Source organism: Sodalis sp. C49, from assembly GCF_046352915.1.
In the GTDB taxonomy this organism is placed as follows: domain Bacteria; phylum Pseudomonadota; class Gammaproteobacteria; order Enterobacterales; family Enterobacteriaceae; genus Acerihabitans.
This window is the reverse complement of sequence record NZ_CP163303.1, coordinates 3,298,934-3,320,597: the sequence shown is the minus strand read 5'-3', so window position 1 is coordinate 3,320,597 and position 21,664 is coordinate 3,298,934. Positions and strand designations below refer to the sequence as shown.

The window sequence follows — 21,664 nt, the reverse complement described above, 5'->3', positions numbered from 1 at the left end:
GGGCCGGGATGGATGAACGCGTCCGGTCACGCCAGGATGGCGTCAAGCTCGGCGCGGGTGGGAAACGCGCGCAGCGTACCGCTGCGGCCGATGGTGACTGCCGCCGCCAGGCCCGCGTGCCGCAGGGCGATAGCATCAACCGGCAGGTCGCGCCGCAGCGCGGAGGCCAGCATGGCCGCCAAAAAGGTATCGCCCGCGCCGGTGGTGTCGACGACCCGGCAGGGCGCGGCTTCGGCCCGCAGTTGCCGGCCGTCCCTGAACAATACCGCGCCGTCGGCGCCCAGGGTCATGACTAGGGCGCCGTTGCCGCCGGCCAGCAGGCGCCGTGCGGCGTCGGTCCTGTTTTCCAGGGCGGCGTTGAGCAAACGGGCCTCGACGCTGTTCACCACGGCCAAATCGACCAGCGGCCAGAGCCGGGCGAATTCCGTTTTGACCGGCGAGGGATTAAACACGGTGTATAACCGGCGGCTGCGGCAATATTCAAAAATGGCGCGCGTTTTATCAAAGGAGAAATTACCCTGCTGCAAGACGATATCGCCCGGCCGGGCATCGGCCAGGACGGCAGTTATCTGCGCCAGCGATAACATCCCGGCGGCGGTGGTGGTGGTAATATTGGCGTTATCACCGTCGGCGCTGTTTAAGATAATCGAGGTATCGGTCGCACAATCCAAGGGTTCTTCTGGAAATAATGTTAATGATTCCTGAGCTAATTTATCGCGACACCAGTCACCCTGATGATCGTTGCCGCGGGCGGCGATTAACGTGGTGCTTATTCCGCAGCGGGCCAATATTACGGCCTGATTGGCGCCTTTACCGCCAAGATCCTGCGATATTTTTCGGCCATGGATCGATGCGCCTTTTTCCGGCAGTTCATCGATTTGATAGGTCTGGTCAACGCCCATATTACCCACGACATAGACGTGCATAACTTATTCCTTAGAAGGTGAAACATAATGGCATCTATATCAGCAGAAAAACCAAGCGCAATACAAGATATATTTTCAAGAAACAAAGCGATTATTGGCGTGGTCCATTGCGAAGCCTTTCCCGGCTCGCCACAATATAAAGGCCAGTCTTTTGCTAAAATAATTGATCGCGCGCTCTATGACGCAAAAAGTTATATTGAAGGCGGTGTGCATGGATTAATTGTCGAGAACCACGGCGATATTCCTTTTTCTAAACCCGAGGATATCGGCCCGGAAACGGCGGCGTTAATGTCGGTGATTACCGATCGTATTAAGATGGCATTCGGCGTGCCGCTCGGCATCAATGTATTGGCCAATGCGGCGTTGCCGGCATTGGCCACGGCGTTGGCGGGCGGCGCGGATTTTATCCGGGTCAACCAATGGGCGAACGCCTACATCGCCAACGAAGGTTTTATCGAGGGGGCGGCGGCCAGGGCGCTGCGTTATCGCAGCCTGCTGCGCGCCGAGCATATCCGGGTATTTGCCGACAGCCATGTAAAACACGGCAGCCATGCCATTGTCGCCGATCGCTCCATCCAGGAACTGACCCGCGATGTGGATTTTTTCCAGGCCGACGCGGTGATCGCCACCGGCCAGCGCACCGGCGACAGCGCCACCCTGGAGGAAATTGACGAAATCCGTTCGGCCACGGCGTTGCCGTTGCTGGTCGGGTCGGGCGTCACGCCAGATAACGTAGGACAGATCCTGCAGCGCACCCAGGGGGTGATCGTGGCCAGCACCCTGAAAGTGGGCGGCGTATGGTGGAACGAAGTGGAGCCGGCGCGGGTTAAACATTTTATGGCCGCGGCGCGGGCCGCGCTGGAGGCGTGATCGTGATAAGTTTTAGCGAACAATTGCTGGCGGAACATCAATCCACCTGGCAGGCCATGCAGCAGCATCGTTTTGTCACCGATATCGGGCAGGATCGGCTGCCGGCGCGGGTGTTTAACCAGTACCTGGTGTTTGAAGGCGATTTTGTCGCCACGGCCATCGGCATTTTTGCCCTGGCGGTGAGCAAGGCGCCTGGCATCCGCCAGCAGCGCTGGTTGGTGGGCGTGCTAAACGCGCTGGTGGACGAGCAGATGGGCTATTTTGAGGACGTGCTGGCAAGGCGCGGCATCGATATTAACAACTACAGGCGCGATGTGCCGGCGGTCGCCCGTTTTCGCGACGGTATGCTGGCGGCGGCGCGGCAGGGGGGCTATGCGGATATTATTACCCTGATGTTCGGCGCCGAGTGGATGTATTACGCCTGGTGTCGGCGCGTCAGCGAGTCGGCGCAGTCGGACGCCGATTTGCGCCACTGGGTGGAGATGCATGCCGCCGAGGCGTTTTTTGCCCAGGCGCGCTGGTTAAAAGAGGAATTGGACGCCCTCGCCGCGGCCCTGCCGGAGACGGAGCGCCAGCGCCTTTCCGACCTTTACCGCCAGGTGCTGGTGTGGGAAATTGATTTTCACGAGGCGGCGTATACCCAATAAGGCAGGGAAACAACGCCGGGTGGTTGCCCGGCGTTGGGTAGGGCGGCTTTGCGCCATCACCCGACGGAGGTTACCGGATGATGTTTGCGCGCCAGGATCGGCTTGAGAAAACGCGCGGTATGCGAGGTTTCACAGGCCGCCACCGTTTCCGGCGTGCCGGAGATCAGGATTTCGCCGCCGCCGTTGCCCCCTTCCGGACCCAAATCGACAATCCAGTCCGCGGTTTTAATCACGTCCAGGTTATGCTCGATAACCACGATGGTATTGCCCTGATCGCGCAGCTGGTGCAGTACCGCCAGCAGCTGTTCGATATCGGCAAAATGCAACCCGGTGGTGGGTTCGTCAAGGATATACAGCGTCTGCCCGGTGCCGCGTTTCGACAGTTCGCGCGCCAGCTTCACGCGCTGCGCCTCGCCGCCGGACAACGTGGTCGCCGACTGGCCCAGCCGGATATAGGACAGGCCCACGTCGATCAGGGTTTGCAGCTTGCGCGCCAGTGCGGGCACCGCGTCAAAAAACTCGCGGGCGTCCTCGATGGTCATATCCAGCACCTCGTGGATATTTTTACCCTTATACTTCACTTCCAGGGTTTCACGGTTGTAGCGCTGCCCTTTGCACTGATCGCAGGGCACGTATATATCCGGCAGAAAGTGCATTTCCACTTTTATCACCCCGTCGCCCTGGCAGGCTTCGCAACGTCCGCCGCGCACGTTAAAACTGAAACGCCCCGGCGTATAACCGCGGGTACGGGATTCAGGCACGCCGGCAAACAGTTCACGCACCGGCGTGAATACGCCGGTATAGGTCGCCGGGTTGGAGCGCGGCGTGCGCCCGATGGGGCTTTGGTCGATATCAATGACCTTATCGAAATGTTCCAGACCCTGGATATCGCGATAAGGGGCGACCTCGGTGGTGGTGGCGCCGTTGAGCTGGCGCTGCGCCACCGGGAACAGCGTGTCATTGATAAGCGTCGATTTACCGGAACCCGAGACGCCGGTGATGCAGGTAAACAGGCCCACCGGCAGGGTCAGCGTAACATCCTTGAGGTTATTGCCCCGGGCGCCGATAAGCTTCAGCACCTTGGTGGGGTCGGCCGGTATGCGGTGTTCGGGGATGGCGATTTCCCGCTTGCCGCTTAGGAACTGGCCGGTCAGCGAGGCCGGATTGGCCATGATCTGCTCGGCGGTGCCTTCCGCGACGATTTCGCCGCCGTGCACCCCCGCGCCCGGGCCGATATCGATAATATGATCCGCCGACCGGATGGCGTCTTCGTCATGTTCGACCACAATCACCGTATTGCCGAGGTTGCGCAAATGAATAAGCGTTTCCAGCAGGCGTTCGTTATCGCGCTGGTGCAGCCCGATGGACGGTTCGTCCAGCACATACATCACCCCCACCAGGCCGGCGCCGATCTGGCTGGCCAGGCGGATGCGCTGCGCCTCGCCGCCGGACAGGGTTTCCGCCGAGCGGGACAGCGAGAGGTAGTTCAGGCCCACGTTCACCAGGAATTTCAGCCGATCGCGGATCTCCTTGAGGATTTTGTCCGCAATCTGCGCGCGCTGGCCGCTGAGTTTCATCTCATCAAAGAACCCCAGCGCATTGCCGATGCCCATATCGGAAATGGTCGGCAGGGTGGTGTTTTCCACAAACACATGGCGCGCCTCGCGCCTGAGGCGGGTGCCGCCGCAGCTGGCGCAGGGCCGGTTGCTGATATATTTCGCCAGTTCCTCGCGCACCGCCGAGGATTCGGTTTCCTTATAGCGGCGCTCCATGTTCGGCAGCACGCCTTCGAAAGGATGGCGCCTGACCGAGCTGTCGCCGCGATCGTTGATATACCTGAACTCAATGGTTTCCTTGCCGGAGCCGAACAGGATTTTTTGCTGTACCGAGGCGTCCAGCGCATTGAACGGCGCTTCCACATCGAACTTATAATGGTCCGCCAGGGAGCGCAGCATTTGAAAATAGTAGAAGTTGCGCCGATCCCAGCCGCGAATGGCGCCGCCCGCCAGCGAGATTTCCTCGTTCTGCAATACACGTTCCGGATCGAAGTATTGCTGCACGCCCAGTCCGTCGCAGGTGGGGCAGGCGCCGGCCGGGTTATTAAATGAGAACAGCCGGGGTTCCAGCTCCGGCATGCTATAACCGCAGATCGGGCAGGCAAAGTTGGCCGAAAACAGCATCTCCTCGGCATCGCCGCCGTCCATCTCGGCCACCACCGCCGTGCCACCTGACAGGCCGAGCGCGGTTTCAAACGATTCCGCCAGGCGCTGGGCCAGATCTTCGCGCACCTTGAACCTGTCGACCACCACTTCGATGGTGTGTTTCTTTTGCAGTTCCAGTTTGGGCGGATCGGAGAGATCGCATACTTCGCCGTCGATGCGGGCGCGGATATAGCCCTGGGTGGCCAGGCCTTCCAGGGTTTTACTGTGCTCGCCTTTGCGGTCTTTGACGATCGGCGCCAGCAGCATCAGGCGCTTGCCCTCCGGCTGTGACAGCACGTTATCCACCATCTGGCTGACGGTTTGCGCCGCCAGCGGCACGTCGTGATCGGGACAGCGCGGCTCGCCGACGCGGGCGAACAGCAGGCGCAGGTAGTCGTGGATTTCGGTAATCGTCCCGACGGTTGAGCGCGGGTTATGCGAGGTGGATTTCTGCTCGATGGAAATAGCGGGGGACAGCCCCTCGATATGGTCGACATCCGGTTTTTCCATCAGCGACAGGAACTGGCGGGCATAAGCGGACAGCGATTCGACGTAGCGGCGCTGCCCTTCGGCATACAGGGTGTCGAACGCCAGCGAGGACTTGCCGGAGCCGGACAGGCCGGTAATCACTATGAGCTTGTCGCGGGGAATAATCAGACTAATGTTTTTCAGATTGTGGGTACGCGCACCCCGAACTTCGATCTTATCCATTCAACTTAATCCCGACACCGGATGAATATTTGCCGCCGGTGATGCCTGCAACGACACACCTGGCGCGAAACGGACAATTATGACACAAAAAAAGCTGAACGAATATCCAGTATTGATTGTAACGCTGAACTCTGCATTCATCGGACTGCGATCGCGGCCGCAATGATTTTCAGCCGTGTCCTTTGGGCATTTGCGTGGTAAACTTTACCGATTACACTTACGTAAACGTTTAAGTAAAACATCTTATCAGGAGAGTCGACATGGCCAGCAGAGGCGTTAATAAAGTGATTCTAGTCGGAAATCTGGGCCAGGATCCGGAAGTCCGCTACATGCCGAACGGTGGCGCCGTGGCCAATATGACTCTGGCCACTTCCGAGAGCTGGCGCGACAAGCAGACCGGCGAGACCAAGGAAAAAACGGAATGGCATCGCGTGGTGCTGTTCGGCAAGCTGGCGGAAGTGGCCGGCGAATATCTGAAAAAAGGGTCGCAGGTCTATATCGAAGGCGCGTTGCAAACGCGTAAATGGACCGATCAGGGTGGCCAGGAACGTTACACCACCGAAGTCGTGGTGAACGTCGGCGGCACCATGCAGATGCTGGGCGGCCGCCAGGGCGGCGGCGCGGCGGGTGCCGGCGCGGGCGGCGGCCAGCAGGGCTGGGGCCAGCCGCAGCAGCCGCAGGGCGGCAACGCGCAGTTCAGCGGCAATCCGGGCGGCGCGGCGCCGGCGGCGCCCGCGGCCAGTCGTCCCGCCGCGCAGAACAATGCGCCGGCCGCGGGCAATGAGCCGCCGATGGATTTTGACGACGATATCCCGTTTTAGGTGTGCCGTTTTGCTTTGTAAATCAAGTGGTTAATTCGAGTTATTGAATTAATCATAGGCTGTTGGAGTGCCTATTGCAAGCCTGACTTATCCTTACCCAGTAATGGGTTTGAACCTCGAAAGAGGGAGGGGAGTGTAGCATGTCAGGAAAAGGCTGGTTGCGGGGAAATAACCTACTTTGCGCCAGCCATTGCAAATCCCATATGGTTAAGCCTGATTGGTTGAATCATAGTTCATAGTGGGTTTCGGGATATCGATGGCTCACGGTTATTTAGGAGTCATACCAATATTTATAGTAATTATTTTTAGAAGGTTACTATATCCAACAATGTTGGCACCTGCTCGGTGAGAGTGGTAATTGAACGTAAGTGAAACCTAAGTGGGATGCACCTTGACTACAAAGAAATACGGGATTACCTAAGTTGGTTAAGTAATTAACCAATATGGTAACGGAGACTCCGTAGTACCCAACGTAGCTCTGTAATGGAGTCGCAATTGGCTAACCAATCTGAAAAATATATATAAATTGATAAGTAATTATCAGTGAAACTATATTCGTAAGGGGAAGGGAGTCAGTTGGATCTATACTAATAGAAGCGGGGTTCGATAGTCAGTGCTATCACAGAGAACACTCAATGCTCTAAATGGTATAAACAAAGCCAGTATACAAGGTTATAAGATCAAGAAACTGCATAAAATTATGTGCAGTAATAAAGATCTTTGGGCACAGGCCTATGCTAATATTTATTCTAATCAGGGAGCCATGACGAGAGGAATAAATAACAATACGATGGATGGAATGAGTGTGGACAGGATTATTAGTCTTATTCACCTCATAGAGTCCGGTTCGTACATACCCAAACCTTGTAAGCGCACGCACATACCCAAAGATGCCCGAAAACCGAATGGAAAGAAACGTCCATTAGGTATTCCAACCGGAGACGATAAATTAATACAGGAAGTAATGAGAATGTTATTGGAAGAAATCTATGAACCGGTTTTTAGCGACTGGAGCTATGGATTCAGGCCTAAGCGTTCCTGTCATTCTGCATTAAAAGAAATCAGAAACGGTTGGAAAGGAACAAAATGGGTATGTGATGTTGATATCAAAGGTTACTTCGACAACATTGACCACGATCTGCTGCTGAAATTCCTGAGCAAGCGGATCGCTGATAACAAATTTCTGGCGCTTCTCAAGAAGTTCCTGAAAGCTGGCTATCTGGACAACTGGCGTTACTTTGGCACTCATAGCGGAACACCACAAGGTGGCATTATCTCCCCTATTCTTGCCAATGTATTTCTCCACGAGCTTGATGAATTTATGAAAAATAGAATCACCGAATTCGGCAAAGGAGGACGGAGGAAACCCAATCCCATATACAGAAGAGCACTACAAAACCGGACAAATCGTATTAAATGGATCAGGCAAGGTTTCGGCGCTTCAGGAATGCCTGCTGATGAGCAGAAAATCCAAAAGTGGAAACAGGAAGCGGATGAACTGGAGAAACAATTGCGCACACTATCCAGTGTTATTATGGATGATACTGAATTCAAAAGAATGCGGTATGTTCGATATGCTGATGATTTTCTGATTGGAGTGATAGGAAGTAAAGGTGAGGCAAAAAAGATAATGGAAGAGGTTGTCTATTTTGTTGAATCCGAACTTCATCTGGAAATATCAAAGGAAAAATCCGGCATTATTGACCCAAAGAAAGGATTCACTTTTCTCGGTTATGAAATAAAAACACGCCGTGAAAGAAAACAGGTCAAATGTGTTGTAGGGCTTAATACAGATGGAAGTAAAACTCATGCGGTAAAACGTACGATAACGGAACACGTCCATCTGGGTGTACCGAGGGAAAGAATCCTGAAATTCTGCTCTCTACGTGGCTATGGGAATTACGATGGCGGATATGGTAATAGTGCTGGTCGGCCAGCAATGATGCACATGTCTGACTATGAAATCATTAGTCAGTACAACGCTGAAATGCGCGGCTACGCGAATTACTACAATCTTGCCCCCGTTCTCTATCTCAATAAGTTGCATTGGATATGGGAAAACAGTCTTTATAAGACGCTGGCAGGTAAGCATCGGATATCTCGCACCAAAATCGCGCGGCGGTTAAGGCAAGCGGATGGCAGGTATGTTTATCGGGAAAATCGTAATGGAAAGGTATATGAGTTGGAGGTATTTAGACTCAAAAACAGGAGTGCGCCCAAACACAGTTCACCGGATATATTGCCGAATACGTATAAATATTCTGGCAGAACTGAATTGCTGGACAGGATGGCTGCATGCCAATGTGAATATTGCGGTACCAGAACCGGCCCTTTTGAAGTCCACCATGTGAGGAAACTTAAGGATATCAAGTCGGGTACAGATAACTGGAAGACGCTGATGATTGCCCGTAACAGGAAAACATTAGTGATCTGCCGGATCTGTCACGTCAACCTTCACAGAGGAACACTGCCAGACCGAAGAAGCTTTGTTTGATCCAATGGAGAGCCGGATGCATAGAAATGTGCAAGTCCGGTTCGGTGGGGGGGTAACGGCTAATCCGTCAGGACGCACGTACCCTACCCAACTAGCTACCCAGCCCATCTTGCCACATCCAGGCTTAAAACCCCCGCATCGCGGGGGTTTTGTATTTTCGCCGTCACTCAGCGCTAAGCCGAACCGGGGGACGTGATATCCGCTGATGAAATCCGCCACTGGCCGTCATGACGTGTGGCGGCGGAATGTATCCTGCTAGCGACGGGACGACGGCGCGTAGAACGGTGCGCGCGGCGTTTCCTGCGCCAGATAATCGCGGTAAAAATCTTTTACATGCGGGAATACGGCCTTGCCCAGCTCGCGCCGGGCCTGCTCGTCCGCGCTGCGCGGCGCGGCCAGCTTTTGCGCGATATCATTGAGCACGGCGGCGCGATCGACCCGGGTAAACCGCCCCCGATGGCAGACTTCCTCGCCCTGGATGAATACGCTCTCGATATCCTTGGCGCGCGCCCGCTGCACCAGCACATCCAGCAGGGGAATATCCTCATCCTGATACGGCCAGGTGATACTTTGCCAATCGAACAGCACCGCATCCGCCAGTTTTCCCGGCTCCAGCCGGCCGATCCGTCCGGCAAAGGGGGTGGTTTTTGCCCCGCCCTCGGTGGCCATGCGCACGATTTCCCCACAGGACGGCACTTCATCGTCCTCAATGCCGGGCACGCGATGCACCCGCAACGCCAGACGCATCTCCTGCAGCATATCGCGATCTTCGTTAATTCCCGCCTCATCCAGCCCCAGGCCGACGGTCAGCCCATGGCGGCGGAAGGCGTTCAGCGGCGCGACGCCGCTGCGCAGGCGCAAATTAGAACTGCAGTTATGGCAAACGCAGGTTCCCGTCGCCGCCGCCAGTTCAATATCGGCCTCGTTCAGCCAAACGCCATGTCCCAGGGTCAGCGATGGTCCCAGCAGGCCCAGCTTGTGCAGGTGCGCCAGTGCCGTGATGCCGGTGCGTCTACGGGCATATTCCCGCTGGTAGGCGGTTTCGACCAGATGCATATGCATCGGCACGCCGGCGTTATCCGCCTCCGCTTTGATCGCCTGTAACCCTTCGTCGCTGCACCAGTGCAGGTTGGCGGGCGCCAGTTGAATACGGGTCAGCGATTGGCCGCTATTATCTGCCGCCAGCATGCGGAACAGCTTGAGGTGATCGCCCAGCGGCAGCCGCTGTTTTTTCAAATGAGCAGCCAACTGCGGCTGGATTTCAGCCGGCACGCGGGCCACAAACCGTTCATCGGCTTCATAGACCAGCAGATTCTGCTCGCGCACCGCGAAGCTGTAGGAGGCGCGCATGCCTATCTCACGGTAGGCGGCAAGCACCGCGCCGGCCGCCTGGTGTATCGTTTCCAGCGTGCCGGGCCGCCAGCCGTGGATATGCTGTACGGTGGTGATGCCGGAGGCGATCATCTCAAAAGCGGAATAAAGCGTATCCAGCCGCAAATCCACCTCGCGCGCGCCCATGCGGCTGGCAAACCACAGTTCCAGCGCATAATCGGGCGAACCCAACTGCAGCGGGGTTAAGCCCACATGATGATGGCTGTTGACAAATCCCGGCATCAGCACGTGTTGCATGGACCCGTAGCGGCGGACCTGGGGATATTTATGGATCAAATCATCGGCATTGCCGATGTCCTCGATAACACCGTCTTTTTGGTAAAGCGCGCCCCGTTCCACCGCGATCGGGCGACCATCGTCGCCGATCCCCTGGATCAGCGTGCCTGCTAATATCAGTGACTCAGACATAAGGATATCCTGTAGCTGTAAAATTAACGCACCCAACCATGCGGCACGGGCCCAAACAAATCGTCGCGCCGATCGTTGAAATAGCGCATTTGCTGACGAAGCTGACTGAGTTGCCGGTAATCCAGCGTCGCGTTCACTTCCCCCGCGCCCAAGCGGCGAGGGCGGTGTGCCAGCAGCGTGCCGTCGGCGTTGATCACGCACGACTCGCCGTAATTATCCGTCGCTATTCCGTCCAGCCATTCCTCGCCCACTTTATTGGCGCAAACGACTATCAGACCGTTCTCTTTGGCATGGGTACGCAATTCGCCGAGGAAGAAGGCTGCGTCGTCGCCGCCGCTGCCGGCGACGGGAACAATGACCACCTCAACCCCCGCCTGGCGCAGCGCGCGCCAGCATTCAGGAAAGCGGCGGTCATAACAGATCAAAATCGCACAGCGCCAGCCTTCAATAGCGAACCTTTGCAGTCCGTCGCCCGGCGTGAAATGCGCGGCCTCGTCATAGCCGGGCGGCGGATAGTCGCTGGCCGGCAAATGCAGCTTCCTGGCCAGGGCGCCGTCGCCCAGCCTTTTCCCCAGGCGGTCAAAACCGATAACGGCGTTGTGGTAACAGCCGGTTTGGCTATCGTGCTCATAGAGCGGCAATAAAATAGCGCATCCCAGCCGCTGGGCCAGCGCCGCGCACCATCCGGCGCTCTCGCCCCGGACGGATTCGGCCCAGTGGCGATATTTTTCCGCCGGCGCGGCGCAAAAATAGGGCGTCAGCGCCAGCTCGGGCAGCGCCACCAGCCGTGCGCCGGCTTGAGCGGCGCGGGTAATGGCCGCCTCCAGCTGCCGGCGATTAAGCGCCAAATCTTCGCCGCCCGGCGGCATTTGCAGCGCGGCCACCGGCAGGTAGGGTGATATCATCAGCCCACCTCCTGTTCGGCAAAGGCGCGATCGACTTCATCGCGCAGCAAATCGATAAGATGGTCGCTGAGCTGATGAAACAGGGGGCTTTTGGGGTCGCGCGGCCGCGGGAGATCGATGGGAATGATTTCTTTGATGCCGCCCGGACGCGCGGTAAAGACCACCACGCGATCGGCCAGCGCCACGGCTTCATCAATATGATGGGTGACAAAAATCATCGATACGCCGGTTTGACGCCATATGCGGATAAGGAAGTCCTGCATCTTCGCCCGCGTTTGCACATCCAATGCCGCAAAGGGTTCATCCAGCAGCAGCGCCTCGGGATTCAGCGCCAGCGCCCTGGCCATCGCCACCCGCTGGCGCATGCCGCCGGATAACTGATCGGGCCGTTTCTGCGCGGCATCGGCGAGGCCGACGTTTTGCAAGATGGACTGCGCCCGTTTCAGCCTTTGCTCTTTCGACATACCCTGCATCTTCAGGCCGAAGGCGACATTTTCCGCAACCGAAAGCCAGGGATAAAGCGACGCTTCCTGGAAGACAAATCCGCGATCGGTGCCCGGTTGCGATACCTCGGCGCCGCCGCAGCGGATTGAGCCTTCGCTGACCGATTCCAGCCCGGCTATCATATACAGCAGGGTGCTTTTACCGCAGCCGCTGGGCCCAAGCAGCACGACAAACTCTCCGCGCGCCACCTGCAAATCGACATTTTTCAGCGCGACGACAGCGCCGCCTTGCGCGTCGGTCCAGACTTTGCCCACGCTATTGCAATCAATCAGCGGCGGCTGGGGGAGGGTATTTTGCGTCATTTCTGGCCTCCGGCGCGGTTGTCAGGTACCCAGTAAAGGAGCTTTTTCTGCACATAGCGCAACAGCAGATCGAAAACAAATCCGGTAATGCCGATGATGGTCATGGTGAAAAACGACAGGCTGGAATTGAAGGTATTGCGCGCCTGCATGACGATTTGCCCCAACCCGCTGCCAACGCCTGTCGCCTCAGCCACCAGCACAATCATCCAGGCGCCGAACAGGTTCATGCGCAGTACGAAAAATAACGCGGGCAGGATGGCGGGGATAATGACGTAACGGAAGGTTTGCGCCCGGCTGGCGCCCATGACCGCCGCCACGTTGAGATGCGTTTTGCTCACGCTCTCAATCTGGCTGATAGTGGATACCGTCATGACGAAAAACAGTGAAATAAACACCATGAAAATCGCCGGCGGATTGCCGATGCCGAAAATAAAAATGGCCACCGGCAGCCAGGCGATAGGCGAAATAGGCGCCAGCAGGGTGATGGTCGGCAATACCAACTTGCCGAACAGACGGAAATAGCAAATAGCCAGGCCACACACCAAACTCAGGATGAAACCCAGAGCCAGCCCCGCCATCACGCGTCCTACCGTGGCGAGAATGGTTTTTCCCAACGACAATAAGGCGGTGTCGTTAGTGACCTGGCCAATCACATCGATTGGGATAAAGTATTGCGCCTGCTGGGCAAAATTCGCCAGGAAGATATGTGGCGGCGGCAACAACAGCGGATTTAATCCCCCAAAAGCCCAGCACGCTTCCCAGATCCCGGCAAACAGGGCGACGGAAGCCACGCCCCAGCCGAGGCGCGAGAAAAACGCCGGCCAGCCGCGGCGGCGGGTTTTCCTTATCGGAGGAATGATCTCGACCGGTGAAACACCGGCGGCTTTTACCGGCTTTCGCAGGGTATTCACCTTCATGCGCTTTTCAGCTCCAGCGAACCATACAAGTCGGGATTTTCCTTAATCACCTCATTGAGCAATGACCAGTCGAAGATATCCGTTCCTGGTACCTTCTGGATGTAACGCAGCTCTTTCAGGTTATTGGCGCGCTGCAGGATAAAATCCTGGTTCTGCCGCTGGTCTATCATCGCCGGCTGTTTGGCGGCGGCGTCCAGGGTGGCCTCGTAGCTGGTCTTGAAATATTTGCCCACGGTATCCTTGACCGCCGAGGCGCGGTCGGTCTCTTCCTGATGCTGGCCGATCATCATGCCCTTGATAAGCGCCTTCACCGCCTCGCGATTTTCCGCCAGCACGGAGGAGCGTACCGCCAGCACGCAATCGCTATAGTTCTTGCCATAGATGTCGACGCCGTCGGAAAGCCGTACTGCGCCAGGGCGCGCCTGCAATGCCTGGGTAGCATAAGGTTCGATATGGCACATGGCGTCGATATTGCCGTTGATAAACGCCTGGGCCAGTTCCGGAGAGGTGCCGAAGTAGCGCACTTTGACGTCGGCAAAGCCCATGCCCGCTTTTTTCAGGTAGTCATAAGGCAGCATTTCCAGCGTATCCGCCTGGAAGGTGCCCAGCGTCTTGCCGCGCAGCTTTTCGGCGGAATCGATGCCCTGCTGGCTGACGATTACGCAGCCCTGCACGCCTGAGCCGGCGACGATCTTGATTGGCGCGCCCTGGGCGAAAAGCGTAATAAAGTTGGTGTAGGGGACTACCGTCACATCCACCAGCCCGGCGCCGAACAAGGCGGCTATATCGGCGTTAGTCGGCGTGGTGACAAAATCCAGCGCGACGTTTTTCGCCAGCCCGCGTTCCTTGACCAGGAAGAAGGGACAGTTGCATAAGCCCGTCCCATGGGTGGCCTTAAAGGTGGTGATATCCGCCGCCAGGGCGGGGGTGCTGATAAGGTATTTGCCCAACGCCAGGCCGCCGGCCGCCAGCGCGCTGTGTTTCAGGAAATGGCGGCGATTGATATCAAAGCCATTAAGCCGCGGAAAAACCCGTTTTGTTGACATGATGTTTGTCTCCTGGTGTTGATAAAAGAGCGAACGAACCCCTGCCTGCAAGGCATAATGTCCAGTGGATGGCTGTCGCGGCCTGGTGGTAGGCGAAGCCGCGTATTAGTGCGTATATTCCGTTTGCGCCAGCAGGGCGGATAACCGGCTGAAATCGAGTACGGAATACGGATTCTCCGGCGGCGCCAGCCTGCCCATCGCCGCCAGCGCCTGGAACCGGCTGATAATGGCGCCGGCAAGAGGGCGAATATCGATTTGCGGCGGCTGCCGCGCCAAGCCTTGCATCATCGTCGCCGGGGGAACGCCGGGATAAAATCGGGTTACGCTTGCCAGGGCGCCCTGCGGATCCGCCTTTATCGTGGTTTCCGCCTGCAACAGGGCCTTTATCACCGCATCCACCACATCCGGGTATTGATGTAAAAAGCTCTGGCGTGTGACCAATACGGTATCGGGGTAACCGGTTCCCCACACTTCGGCGGCGTCGCACATTTTTTGAAAACCCAGCATTTCGAGCTGGCTAATCACCGGCTCGATAAAAGTGCAGGCGTCTATTTCACGCCGCTGCATGGCGGTAATCGCCTGGTGCAAGGTGTCGAAATAACGAATATCGCTGTGTTGCCAGGCGCCGCGGTAATGGGTGATCGTATCGTGCAGCAACACTTCCATCGGGTCCTCGAAGAAGGTACCGAAGCGCAGGGCAGAAGGCGCCGCGGCCACGCTGTCCGGATGGATCATTACCGCCATGCCGCCAACGCCGCTTCCGGCGATAATGCGCAGCGGATCCGCCGCGCTGAAATCGCTCAGCGGCTGGGTAAATCCCGTGGTGCCAATCTGCGCCGCGCCGCTTCTGAGCAAGGCGATGGTTGACGCCGTGCCGCTGAGTTCCGGCACCGTTACCGTTAATCCCTGTTCGCGAAAGTAACCGCATGCCTGCGCCACGAATAACGGCAGGTTGGAAAGCGCTTCACCATGAGCCAATACCAGTTCAGACATCCGGTGCTCCACAAAATTATTAAAGATTGTCAACAATCACCTGCGGCGAAATGGCGTCGATATAGTTGCGGCAGAGGATATGGATTAAATTTGACAATAAGATCATGCAAAATTGAAGTCAATAATTATTTAAATTGTTCATCAGTTTTATTTTCGTGATATGCATTTCTTATATATAGCGTTTTGCGGGCAAAAAGAAAGGAAAATACAAAGTGAAAAAAAGAGCGCCTAAAGCGCTCTTTCTACAGGGGAAAACCGTTGGATGTAAAGGGTGTGGGGACATCGGGGCTGCCGGACCGCATGGGCCAGATATAAGAAATTCAGTTTCCCGTGCCGAGCAGGATCTCTTCCAGATCGTCTTCCTCTTCTTCCGGCTCTTCCAGATGAAGCGAATTTTCGATCCCCAGCAGGTGATCCAACATGAGTTTTTGCGCGCGCATGCTGTCCCGCGCCTCTACCGCATCGACCAGCCGTTCATGCTCGTTGTGCTGGCAGGTGACGTCCGTGGGGGTGTCATACAGCAGGATAGTCAAGCACGTCAATAACTGCAGGCCGCGTACCGTTCTTTCAAGGAAACGGTTTCCCGCCAGGGAGGCCAGCAGCACATGAAACTCGCCGGACAAGCGCACAATCTTGCGACGATCGCCTGAATGCCTGGCTTTTTCTTCCTGTTTAACGTGCTGGCGCAGCAGCGTGATTTCTTGCGCGGTCACACGCTGACATATATTTTCCAGTAAGGGAACCTCGACATAGCGCCGGGCCTGGAAAAATTCCTTCGCTTCCGCAATGGTGGGGCTGGCAATAAAAGCGCCACGGTTGGGCAGGATTTCCACCACGCGCTCAAAAGCCATTTGTTGCAAAGCCTCTCTAACTACGGTGCGGGATACCTTAAAAATGGACGCCAGCTTTTCTTCCGTAAGCTTGGTGCCGGGCTTCAGGCGGTGTTCCGAGATGGCATTCATTAATTTCTCATATACCGCGCTGCGATCCCTGGCACATAGCGTAGCCGCGGCCTGCATATTTTCATCTATCGGGCGTTTCGCTCTGGCCATGTTAAATAACTCAGCCTCCTACCTGTGGCGGAATGTAATATCAATATCTATTTATAACAATCATGACATCAATATGTATATGTCTACAAGATAAATTGTTAAACATTAAAATTAATTATGTTTATCAGTCTATACGGACGATACAGTACGGCCGTAGCGTGATGACATTGGTAACCTGGGTTACTATCCTTGAATTACCCTCCTTTGTCCGGCGATTGTTGGCTAATATCACTTGTTTCGTTAAAAAATCGTACTATTTTACAAGATCGGCAGCGGCCTTCCAGGGATTATCGAAGCGTAGACACGCGTCGTATCAATAATAGGACCATGCCATGGATCATATTGTGTATGTTGTTGACGATGATGATGCGGTAAGACAAGCCATCGTTCGGCTGCTACAGTCGGAAGACTTTAACGTTGCCGATTTTGCCTCGGCGGAGATGTTCCTGAACCAGCATTTTGGCCCGCTCCCCAGTTGCTTGATCCTTGATATGAACATGCCGGTGGCGGATGGGTTCCAGGTCCTGGCCGCGCTGGAAAAAACGGGCAGGGAATTGCCGATTATCTTTATCACCGGGTTTGGCACCATTCCTCTTTCGGTGCGGGCGATGAAGGCCGGGGCCTGCGAGTTTTTAACCAAACCGATCGACGCGGAAGACCTGCTCAACGCCGTGCGCGAGGGGCTGTCGGCGGCGGAAAAAAACCTCTCGTTCGTGAGCGAGCAGTCAAGCCTGGCCCAACGGCATCAAACCCTGACGCCCCGGGAGCGCGAAGTCCTGGGACTGGCCATCGGCGGCCTGCTGAATAAACAAATCGCCACGGCGCTGGGCGTCAGTGAAATTACCGCCAAGGTCCATAAACGGCGGGTGATGGAAAAAATGCAGACCCGCTCCCTGGCCGATCTGGTGCGGGCGGCGGAACGGCTGCATATTGTTAAATCACAAAGTCGTTAACGCTTCCCTTCTTATGAGGAACATCATTATGCCGGAGCATGTCAATGGCGATTATCGCGCCAGCCTCAAAACCGTTTCAACCTCATTACGTAAGCTGCATAAGGCCTTGATTGACCTGGAAACGGCGCGTTTCGGCCCGATCGGCGGCCCGTTTGAGCATTTGCAACTGGTGAGCAGCCATCCGCAGTTTGCCTGGATCCGGCGCCTGTCGGAGATCTTGGTGGAACTGGACGAACGGCTGGATGAACCGGACGACATCAATGCCGCAACGGTCCTGTCATATAAAACCGTCATTGAGCGTTTACTTGCCCTCGGGCCGGAAAACGACACGGAATTCGCTAAAAAATATATCGCCGCGCTGCAGGAATCCACCGAGGTGGCGATGGCGCACGGGGCGCTGCGTCATCTTCTGTTTTTAGCCAATGATACGTCAGACGCGCCGGGTAATGCGCCGGCATGATGCATAGGCTCAGGGCTGTTCCGGGGGCCATGGCGCCGTCGGTACGGCCAGGCTGCCGCCCTGGGTGCGTTGCCAATAACCCGGCGATGTGCCGGTAAAGGTTTTAAATACCCGTGAAAAATGGCTTTGGTCGGTAAAACCGCATTCGAGCGCGATCTCCGTCAGCGTCTGTTGCCTGGCGCCCAGGAGTTCCAGCGCTTTCCGGATGCGCATGTTTTGCAGCCAGACACAGGCGGAAGTGCCGGTGGTATTTTTGAAATTGCGCGCAAAGTGCGCGCGGGACAGGCCGCATTCCCGGGCAATCAATTCAAGTGAAACGCCCTTCGCCAGGTTTTCCAGCATAAAATCCTTGGCCCGTTGTTCCTGCCAGGGCGCCAGCCGGCCTTTTTGCCGGGTCCAGTCCTGGGATGCCTTGCCGTAGACTTCGGCAATATGGGCAAACAGCGCCAGGGAGATATGATCAAACATAAAATCATGCATGCCGCCGGGTTGACCCAATAACGGGATCAGCGCCTGTGCCAGATGATAAATCACCGGATCCAGCGCACCGGGAGCGCAGTCAAAATGACCGATGCGCTTTTGTCCGCTGTCATAGGTGAATTCGTCCAGCGCCTGGCGGGTAATTAAAAATCGTACGTTATCAAAGGCGCTCAAATGCTGGCAACGCCAGTCCTCGGTAAGCCTGGTAATCGCGACGGCCTGCTGCGCGTGTCCGCCCGCGTGGACCAGGCGGCCGTCATGCCAGAGTCGGTGCGAGGCAAAATCCCGCAGCTGCACGATAACGGAAAATGCTTCGTGATGGGGAATGGCGATAACCGGCGCGTGTTCCGGCGGCATGGTTTCCCTATGGCGGCTGACGACCAGCCGCGCCGCGCCGGTGGCCAGCGGGTTGACTGGCGAGGTGATGGTATCGATTTTTTACGCTCCCGGTGAATGTCGTCGGCTTAGACTGCGCACGCGGCGCACGCAACAACAAGGATCGCTGCAGACCCACAGTAAACCACAGAATACCCGGCTGGCGACCCTTTCCCGGGGCGCCGGGGCGGGATTCGGAATTTAGCCATTAGGGCGAACGCCGCCGCGGCGCGGCCTGGTTTTGCCTTTAACCGCCGGTGGGCAGCGCAGGCAGGGTGAACGAAAAACAGCTGCCGTGGGGATGGCGCTGTGACGCCGCCATCTGCCCCCGGTGGTTTTCGATTATGGCATGGCTGATGGCAAGCCCCATGCCCATGCCCTGCTTCTTGGTGGTATAAAAAGACTCGAATACCCGCGCCCTGACCTCGTCGCTCAGGCCGATACCGGTATCGGCCATGGCGAAGGTTATCTTGCCCGGCGCCGGATTGACGGAGGACAAGGTGAGGATGCGCGGGCGGTCATCCACGTCCGCCATGGCTTCCGCGGCGTTCATCACCAGGTTAAGCAGCACCTGCTGGATTTGCACGCTGTCGCCATAGACGATAAAGGCATCGGCCCATAGCTTATCTTCGATGGCAATCCGGCGCCTTTCCAGTTCGCTATGGGAAAGGGTAAGGATATGATGCGCGGTATGGTGCAAATCGACCGGGGCAAAATGGGGCGGCGCGTTGCGGGTGAGCGCCTGCAGGCTGCGGATCATTTCTCCCGCGCGCTTGCCTTCGGCAATGATATCCTCCAGGCCGGTGCGGACATTATCCAGCCTGGCCGGGTCGCGGTTCAGCCAGCGCAGGCTGGCGCCGGCGTTGGCCACGATGGACATCAGCGGCTGGTTGATTTCATGGGCAATCGAGGCGGTGAGCTGCCCGACCGTCGTGGCCCTCGCCACACGCGCCAAGTCGGCCTGCGCGGCCCTGACCGCGTCCTCGGCCTGTTTGCGGGCGGTGATATCGGTTATGGTGCCAAAATACTCGTGGGCATTGCCGCAGGCCAGGATCGGCTCGCCGATTCCCGCCACGTAGCGAACAGTGCCGTCAGTCCTGACGATGCGATACTCGGCTTGCATGGACAATCCTTTACCCAGGCAATAGTCGATCTGGTTGAGTATCCGGTTTCGGTCATCGGGGTGGACAAAACCGATATAGGCGGTATAGGAGATAGCCTGCTGCTCTTCATCCAAACCGAATATACGCGCGAATTCGGCCGATATTTCCAGCGTTTCCTGGGTGGTTTCCCAGCGCCAGCTGCCGGTGTGGCTGATCTTTTCCCCCAGCATTAATGAGGTCTGGCTGGTGCGCAGCTCGTTCTCGACGCGACGGCGCTGGATATTCTCCTCGAGCAATTCCGCGTACAGGGTGGCGGTTTCAATGGAGATGGCGGCCTGCGCCACCAACAGCGCAATGACCTTCGAATGTTCGGCGGTAAAGGCATCAGGCATCAGCCGGTTTTCCAGGTAGAGCACCCCCACCAGCCGGGCCTGTTTAAACATGGGCACGCACAGCGCCGCCGCGCCGGAAGCCATCAGGTAGGGGTCGTGGCTGAACGGGCTGAACTCCCCCGGCGCGCCCAGGCGGATTTCCTGGCCGGTGCGAATGACGGCGTTAAGCATGGATACCGGCAGATCTGCCGCCACCGGCGCGGCCTTGACCACCTGTACGTTTACGCCGGCGACGGTGATGTCGGCCCGCGCCTCGATAACCGGCGAACCGGCGATCACCCTGATCAGCAGGCCGCGCTGGGCGCCCGCGTGCTCCAGCGTCATTTTCATCAGGATATGAATCAGCCGGCCGAGATCGATTTCCTCGGATAATGCCCTTGAGGCGATGATAACGCTTTGCAGATCCTGGTTTTCCTGGGCCTGCCTAAAGGAAACCCCCGCGGGGAAACCGCCGCCATCGCCGTGTTTCTCCCGGCTGTCCAGTAAAGCGAACATCTCCTTTCGCATCAGCCCGGCTGCGTTTTTAGCGCCCTGGCGCGCCCGTATGGCCGCCAGGGAAAATTGCCATTTACCGTTTCGCCTGGCCCTGGTGGCCAGTCCGTCATTGATAACGCCGTTGATAAACTGCCGGGCGAGTAAAGGATTGCCGCCGGTCTCGGCATGCGCCAAACCGGCAAGCGCCGCCATGTTGGCGGGTGTGGTACGAAAATCGTGCGCCAGCCATCGGGCCAGGGCGGCGGGGCTTAAGGGCGCGGGCTGGATATCCACCACCCGCGCCGCGTTATGGCGCAGCGTGGCAAGCGGCGCGGGACGCGACGGGTCCCCGGGGGATGTCGCGTCGCGTAACGCAACCACCAGCAGCAGCGGCAGCATGGCGGTATGGGCCATCAGGTGCTCCAGCAGGCCCATGCTGGCCGGGTCTATCCACTGAATGTCGTCGATCGCCAATACCAGCGGGCGGCCCAAAGTGGCAAAGGCGCTGGCCAGACCATATATCATAGGGTTAAACCGCGCCTCTCCCGCCTCGGCGGAAAGCGCGTACAGCGGGCTTTTTTTACCCAATATCAATGCCAGTTCCGGTACCAGATTGATGGCCAGCCCCGCATCATCGCCAAGCGCCGACGCGAGACGTGTTTTCAGCGCATCGATTTGCGCCGCCGGTTGCCCGAGCATATACAGGGTAAGCGATCTGAACGCCTCCGACAGCACGGCGAACGGCAGTACCTGTCGATACCGGCAGACCCGGGCGACGGCCAGGAGCGCGTCTTCTCCCCGCAGTCCCGCCAGGGCGCGGGCAATCAGCGATGATCTGCCGATCCCAGGAGGGCCGCCGACCACCACCAGCGCATGGGTTCCCTGGCTTTTCACCCGGGTAAACGCGGCGGAAAAAGCCCGGAGACCGCTGGGCGGCGTGAAGCGGCCATCGGACGGCCGCAACGACGGGGAAATATCCTGCAGCCCCGGCATAAAGCGCCGGATATGGCCGTACGCCGCCAGCGCAGAACGGCATCGCCTGAAATCCGCCATCAGCCCTTCGATGGTCTGGTAGCGGCTTTGCGCAGATTTAGCCAGCAGTTTCATCACCACCTGCGATAACATTTCCGGCACAGACGGCCGCAGGGTATGGGGTGCCGCCGGCTCGCAGGCGATATGGTGATGTATCCATTCGGCTACCCCGCCGCCGCCGGGGAACACAAACGGCGGCCGGCCAG

17 protein-coding genes and 2 pseudogenes are annotated in these 21,664 nt (G+C 57.2%); 7 read left to right on the top strand and 12 right to left on the bottom strand.

What is annotated here, in order from left to right; all coding sequences use genetic code 11:
* Window positions 1-26 precede the first annotated feature (26 nt).
* Complete coding sequence (locus tag ABUK12_RS14925; RefSeq protein ID WP_410012604.1) at window positions 27-926, bottom strand: ribokinase; 900 nt, start codon at window positions 924-926, stop codon at window positions 27-29.
* Between the two features lie 27 nt (window positions 927-953).
* Between ABUK12_RS14925 and ABUK12_RS14920 the strand changes: the two genes are divergently transcribed.
* Window positions 954-1,796, top strand: coding sequence for a BtpA/SgcQ family protein (locus ABUK12_RS14920; RefSeq protein WP_410012603.1), 843 nt, complete (start codon window positions 954-956; stop codon window positions 1,794-1,796).
* Between the two features lie 2 nt (window positions 1,797-1,798).
* Window positions 1,799-2,443 (top strand): TenA family protein, encoded by a 645-nt coding sequence (locus ABUK12_RS14915; RefSeq protein ID WP_410012602.1) that lies wholly within the window; start codon window positions 1,799-1,801, stop codon window positions 2,441-2,443.
* A gap of 56 nt (window positions 2,444-2,499) precedes the next feature.
* Here ABUK12_RS14915 and uvrA read toward each other — a convergent pair whose 3' ends face one another.
* Complete coding sequence (gene uvrA / locus ABUK12_RS14910) at window positions 2,500-5,355, bottom strand: excinuclease ABC subunit UvrA (RefSeq protein ID WP_410012601.1); 2,856 nt, start codon at window positions 5,353-5,355, stop codon at window positions 2,500-2,502.
* Window positions 5,356-5,615: 260 nt separating this feature from the next.
* Here uvrA and ABUK12_RS14905 point away from each other — a divergent pair, with 260 nt between their 5' ends.
* Window positions 5,616-6,176, top strand: a complete 561-nt coding sequence (locus ABUK12_RS14905; RefSeq protein ID WP_410012600.1) for a single-stranded DNA-binding protein — start codon at window positions 5,616-5,618, stop codon at window positions 6,174-6,176.
* Window positions 6,177-6,789: 613 nt separating this feature from the next.
* Window positions 6,790-8,670, top strand: coding sequence for a group II intron reverse transcriptase (locus ABUK12_RS14900; protein ID WP_410012599.1), 1,881 nt, complete (start codon window positions 6,790-6,792; stop codon window positions 8,668-8,670).
* Window positions 8,671-8,925: 255 nt separating this feature from the next.
* On the opposite strand, the gene ABUK12_RS14895 is transcribed toward ABUK12_RS14900, so the two are convergent.
* The 7 genes from ABUK12_RS14895 to ABUK12_RS14865 all read right to left on the bottom strand — a co-directional run bounded on the left by ABUK12_RS14895 (window position 8,926) and on the right by ABUK12_RS14865 (window position 16,156).
* Entirely contained in the window at window positions 8,926-10,470 is a 1,545-nt protein-coding gene (locus ABUK12_RS14895; RefSeq protein ID WP_410012598.1) for an amidohydrolase family protein, read from the bottom strand.
* Between the two features lie 23 nt (window positions 10,471-10,493).
* Complete coding sequence (locus ABUK12_RS14890) at window positions 10,494-11,375, bottom strand: carbon-nitrogen hydrolase family protein (RefSeq protein WP_410012597.1); 882 nt, start codon at window positions 11,373-11,375, stop codon at window positions 10,494-10,496.
* Complete coding sequence (locus tag ABUK12_RS14885) at window positions 11,375-12,181, bottom strand: ABC transporter ATP-binding protein (RefSeq protein ID WP_410012596.1); 807 nt, start codon at window positions 12,179-12,181, stop codon at window positions 11,375-11,377. The genes ABUK12_RS14890 and ABUK12_RS14885 overlap by 1 nt, the downstream gene beginning before the upstream one ends.
* Complete coding sequence (locus ABUK12_RS14880; RefSeq protein ID WP_410012595.1) at window positions 12,178-13,098, bottom strand: ABC transporter permease; 921 nt, start codon at window positions 13,096-13,098, stop codon at window positions 12,178-12,180. Before ABUK12_RS14880 ends, ABUK12_RS14885 begins: the two co-directional genes overlap by 4 nt.
* Window positions 13,095-14,144 (bottom strand): ABC transporter substrate-binding protein, encoded by a 1,050-nt coding sequence (locus tag ABUK12_RS14875; protein ID WP_410012594.1) that lies wholly within the window; start codon window positions 14,142-14,144, stop codon window positions 13,095-13,097. Before ABUK12_RS14875 ends, ABUK12_RS14880 begins: the two co-directional genes overlap by 4 nt.
* Window positions 14,145-14,249: 105 nt before the next feature.
* Window positions 14,250-15,137, bottom strand: coding sequence for an ABC transporter substrate-binding protein (locus ABUK12_RS14870; RefSeq protein WP_410012593.1), 888 nt, complete (start codon window positions 15,135-15,137; stop codon window positions 14,250-14,252).
* Between the two features lie 320 nt (window positions 15,138-15,457).
* Window positions 15,458-16,156: a GntR family transcriptional regulator gene (locus ABUK12_RS14865; RefSeq protein WP_410016657.1), complete on the bottom strand. Its 699-nt coding sequence runs from the start codon at window positions 16,154-16,156 to the stop codon at window positions 15,458-15,460.
* Window positions 16,157-16,521: 365 nt separating this feature from the next.
* Here ABUK12_RS14865 and ABUK12_RS14860 point away from each other — a divergent pair, with 365 nt between their 5' ends.
* Together ABUK12_RS14860 and ABUK12_RS14855 are read left to right on the top strand one after the other, a co-directional pair.
* On the top strand, window positions 16,522-17,142 hold the full coding sequence (locus ABUK12_RS14860; RefSeq protein ID WP_410012592.1) for a response regulator transcription factor: 621 nt from the start codon (window positions 16,522-16,524) through the stop codon (window positions 17,140-17,142).
* Window positions 17,143-17,170: 28 nt separating this feature from the next.
* Window positions 17,171-17,602, top strand: coding sequence for a hypothetical protein (locus ABUK12_RS14855; RefSeq protein ID WP_410012591.1), 432 nt, complete (start codon window positions 17,171-17,173; stop codon window positions 17,600-17,602).
* Between the two features lie 9 nt (window positions 17,603-17,611).
* Here the strand turns inward: ABUK12_RS14855 and ABUK12_RS14850 are convergent, their stop codons facing one another.
* Entirely contained in the window at window positions 17,612-18,439 is an 828-nt protein-coding gene (locus tag ABUK12_RS14850; RefSeq protein WP_410012590.1) for a helix-turn-helix domain-containing protein, read from the bottom strand.
* Between ABUK12_RS14850 and ABUK12_RS14845 the strand changes: the two genes are divergently transcribed.
* The gene (locus ABUK12_RS14845; protein WP_410012589.1) at window positions 18,438-18,662 is read left to right on the top strand and encodes a hypothetical protein; all 225 of its coding nucleotides are present in this window, start codon (window positions 18,438-18,440) and stop codon (window positions 18,660-18,662) included. The two genes, ABUK12_RS14850 and ABUK12_RS14845, sit on opposite strands and share 2 nt — an antisense overlap.
* Window positions 18,663-18,704: 42 nt before the next feature.
* Here the strand turns inward: ABUK12_RS14845 and ABUK12_RS14840 are convergent.
* Window positions 18,705-20,387, bottom strand: a pseudogene (locus tag ABUK12_RS14840) (ATP-binding protein); the annotation flags it as partial.
* Window positions 20,388-20,816: 429 nt separating this feature from the next.
* Window positions 20,817-21,419 (bottom strand): annotated as a pseudogene (locus ABUK12_RS14835) (AAA family ATPase); the annotation flags it as partial.
* Window positions 21,420-21,664: the final 245 nt, after the last annotated feature.

What these genes read in the sequence shown, in the direction of transcription:
- ABUK12_RS14855 (WP_410012591.1), top strand. Translation starts at nt 17,171, where the DNA reads ATGCCGGAGCATGTCAATGGCGATTATCGCGCCAGCCTCAAAACCGTT.
- ABUK12_RS14895 (WP_410012598.1), bottom strand. Translation starts at nt 10,470, where the DNA reads ATGTCTGAGTCACTGATATTAGCAGGCACGCTGATCCAGGGGATCGGC.
- ABUK12_RS14925 (WP_410012604.1), bottom strand. Translation starts at nt 926, where the DNA reads ATGCACGTCTATGTCGTGGGTAATATGGGCGTTGACCAGACCTATCAA.
- ABUK12_RS14905 (WP_410012600.1), top strand. Translation starts at nt 5,616, where the DNA reads ATGGCCAGCAGAGGCGTTAATAAAGTGATTCTAGTCGGAAATCTGGGC.
- ABUK12_RS14890 (WP_410012597.1), bottom strand. Translation starts at nt 11,375, where the DNA reads ATGATATCACCCTACCTGCCGGTGGCCGCGCTGCAAATGCCGCCGGGC.
- ABUK12_RS14920 (WP_410012603.1), top strand. Translation starts at nt 954, where the DNA reads ATGGCATCTATATCAGCAGAAAAACCAAGCGCAATACAAGATATATTT.
- uvrA (WP_410012601.1), bottom strand. Translation starts at nt 5,355, where the DNA reads ATGGATAAGATCGAAGTTCGGGGTGCGCGTACCCACAATCTGAAAAAC.
- ABUK12_RS14870 (WP_410012593.1), bottom strand. Translation starts at nt 15,137, where the DNA reads ATGTCTGAACTGGTATTGGCTCATGGTGAAGCGCTTTCCAACCTGCCG.
- ABUK12_RS14860 (WP_410012592.1), top strand. Translation starts at nt 16,522, where the DNA reads ATGGATCATATTGTGTATGTTGTTGACGATGATGATGCGGTAAGACAA.
- ABUK12_RS14845 (WP_410012589.1), top strand. Translation starts at nt 18,438, where the DNA reads ATGGTTTCCCTATGGCGGCTGACGACCAGCCGCGCCGCGCCGGTGGCC.
- ABUK12_RS14875 (WP_410012594.1), bottom strand. Translation starts at nt 14,144, where the DNA reads ATGTCAACAAAACGGGTTTTTCCGCGGCTTAATGGCTTTGATATCAAT.
- ABUK12_RS14880 (WP_410012595.1), bottom strand. Translation starts at nt 13,098, where the DNA reads ATGAAGGTGAATACCCTGCGAAAGCCGGTAAAAGCCGCCGGTGTTTCA.
- ABUK12_RS14850 (WP_410012590.1), bottom strand. Translation starts at nt 18,439, where the DNA reads ATGCCGCCGGAACACGCGCCGGTTATCGCCATTCCCCATCACGAAGCA.
- ABUK12_RS14885 (WP_410012596.1), bottom strand. Translation starts at nt 12,181, where the DNA reads ATGACGCAAAATACCCTCCCCCAGCCGCCGCTGATTGATTGCAATAGC.
- ABUK12_RS14865 (WP_410016657.1), bottom strand. Translation starts at nt 16,156, where the DNA reads ATGCAGGCCGCGGCTACGCTATGTGCCAGGGATCGCAGCGCGGTATAT.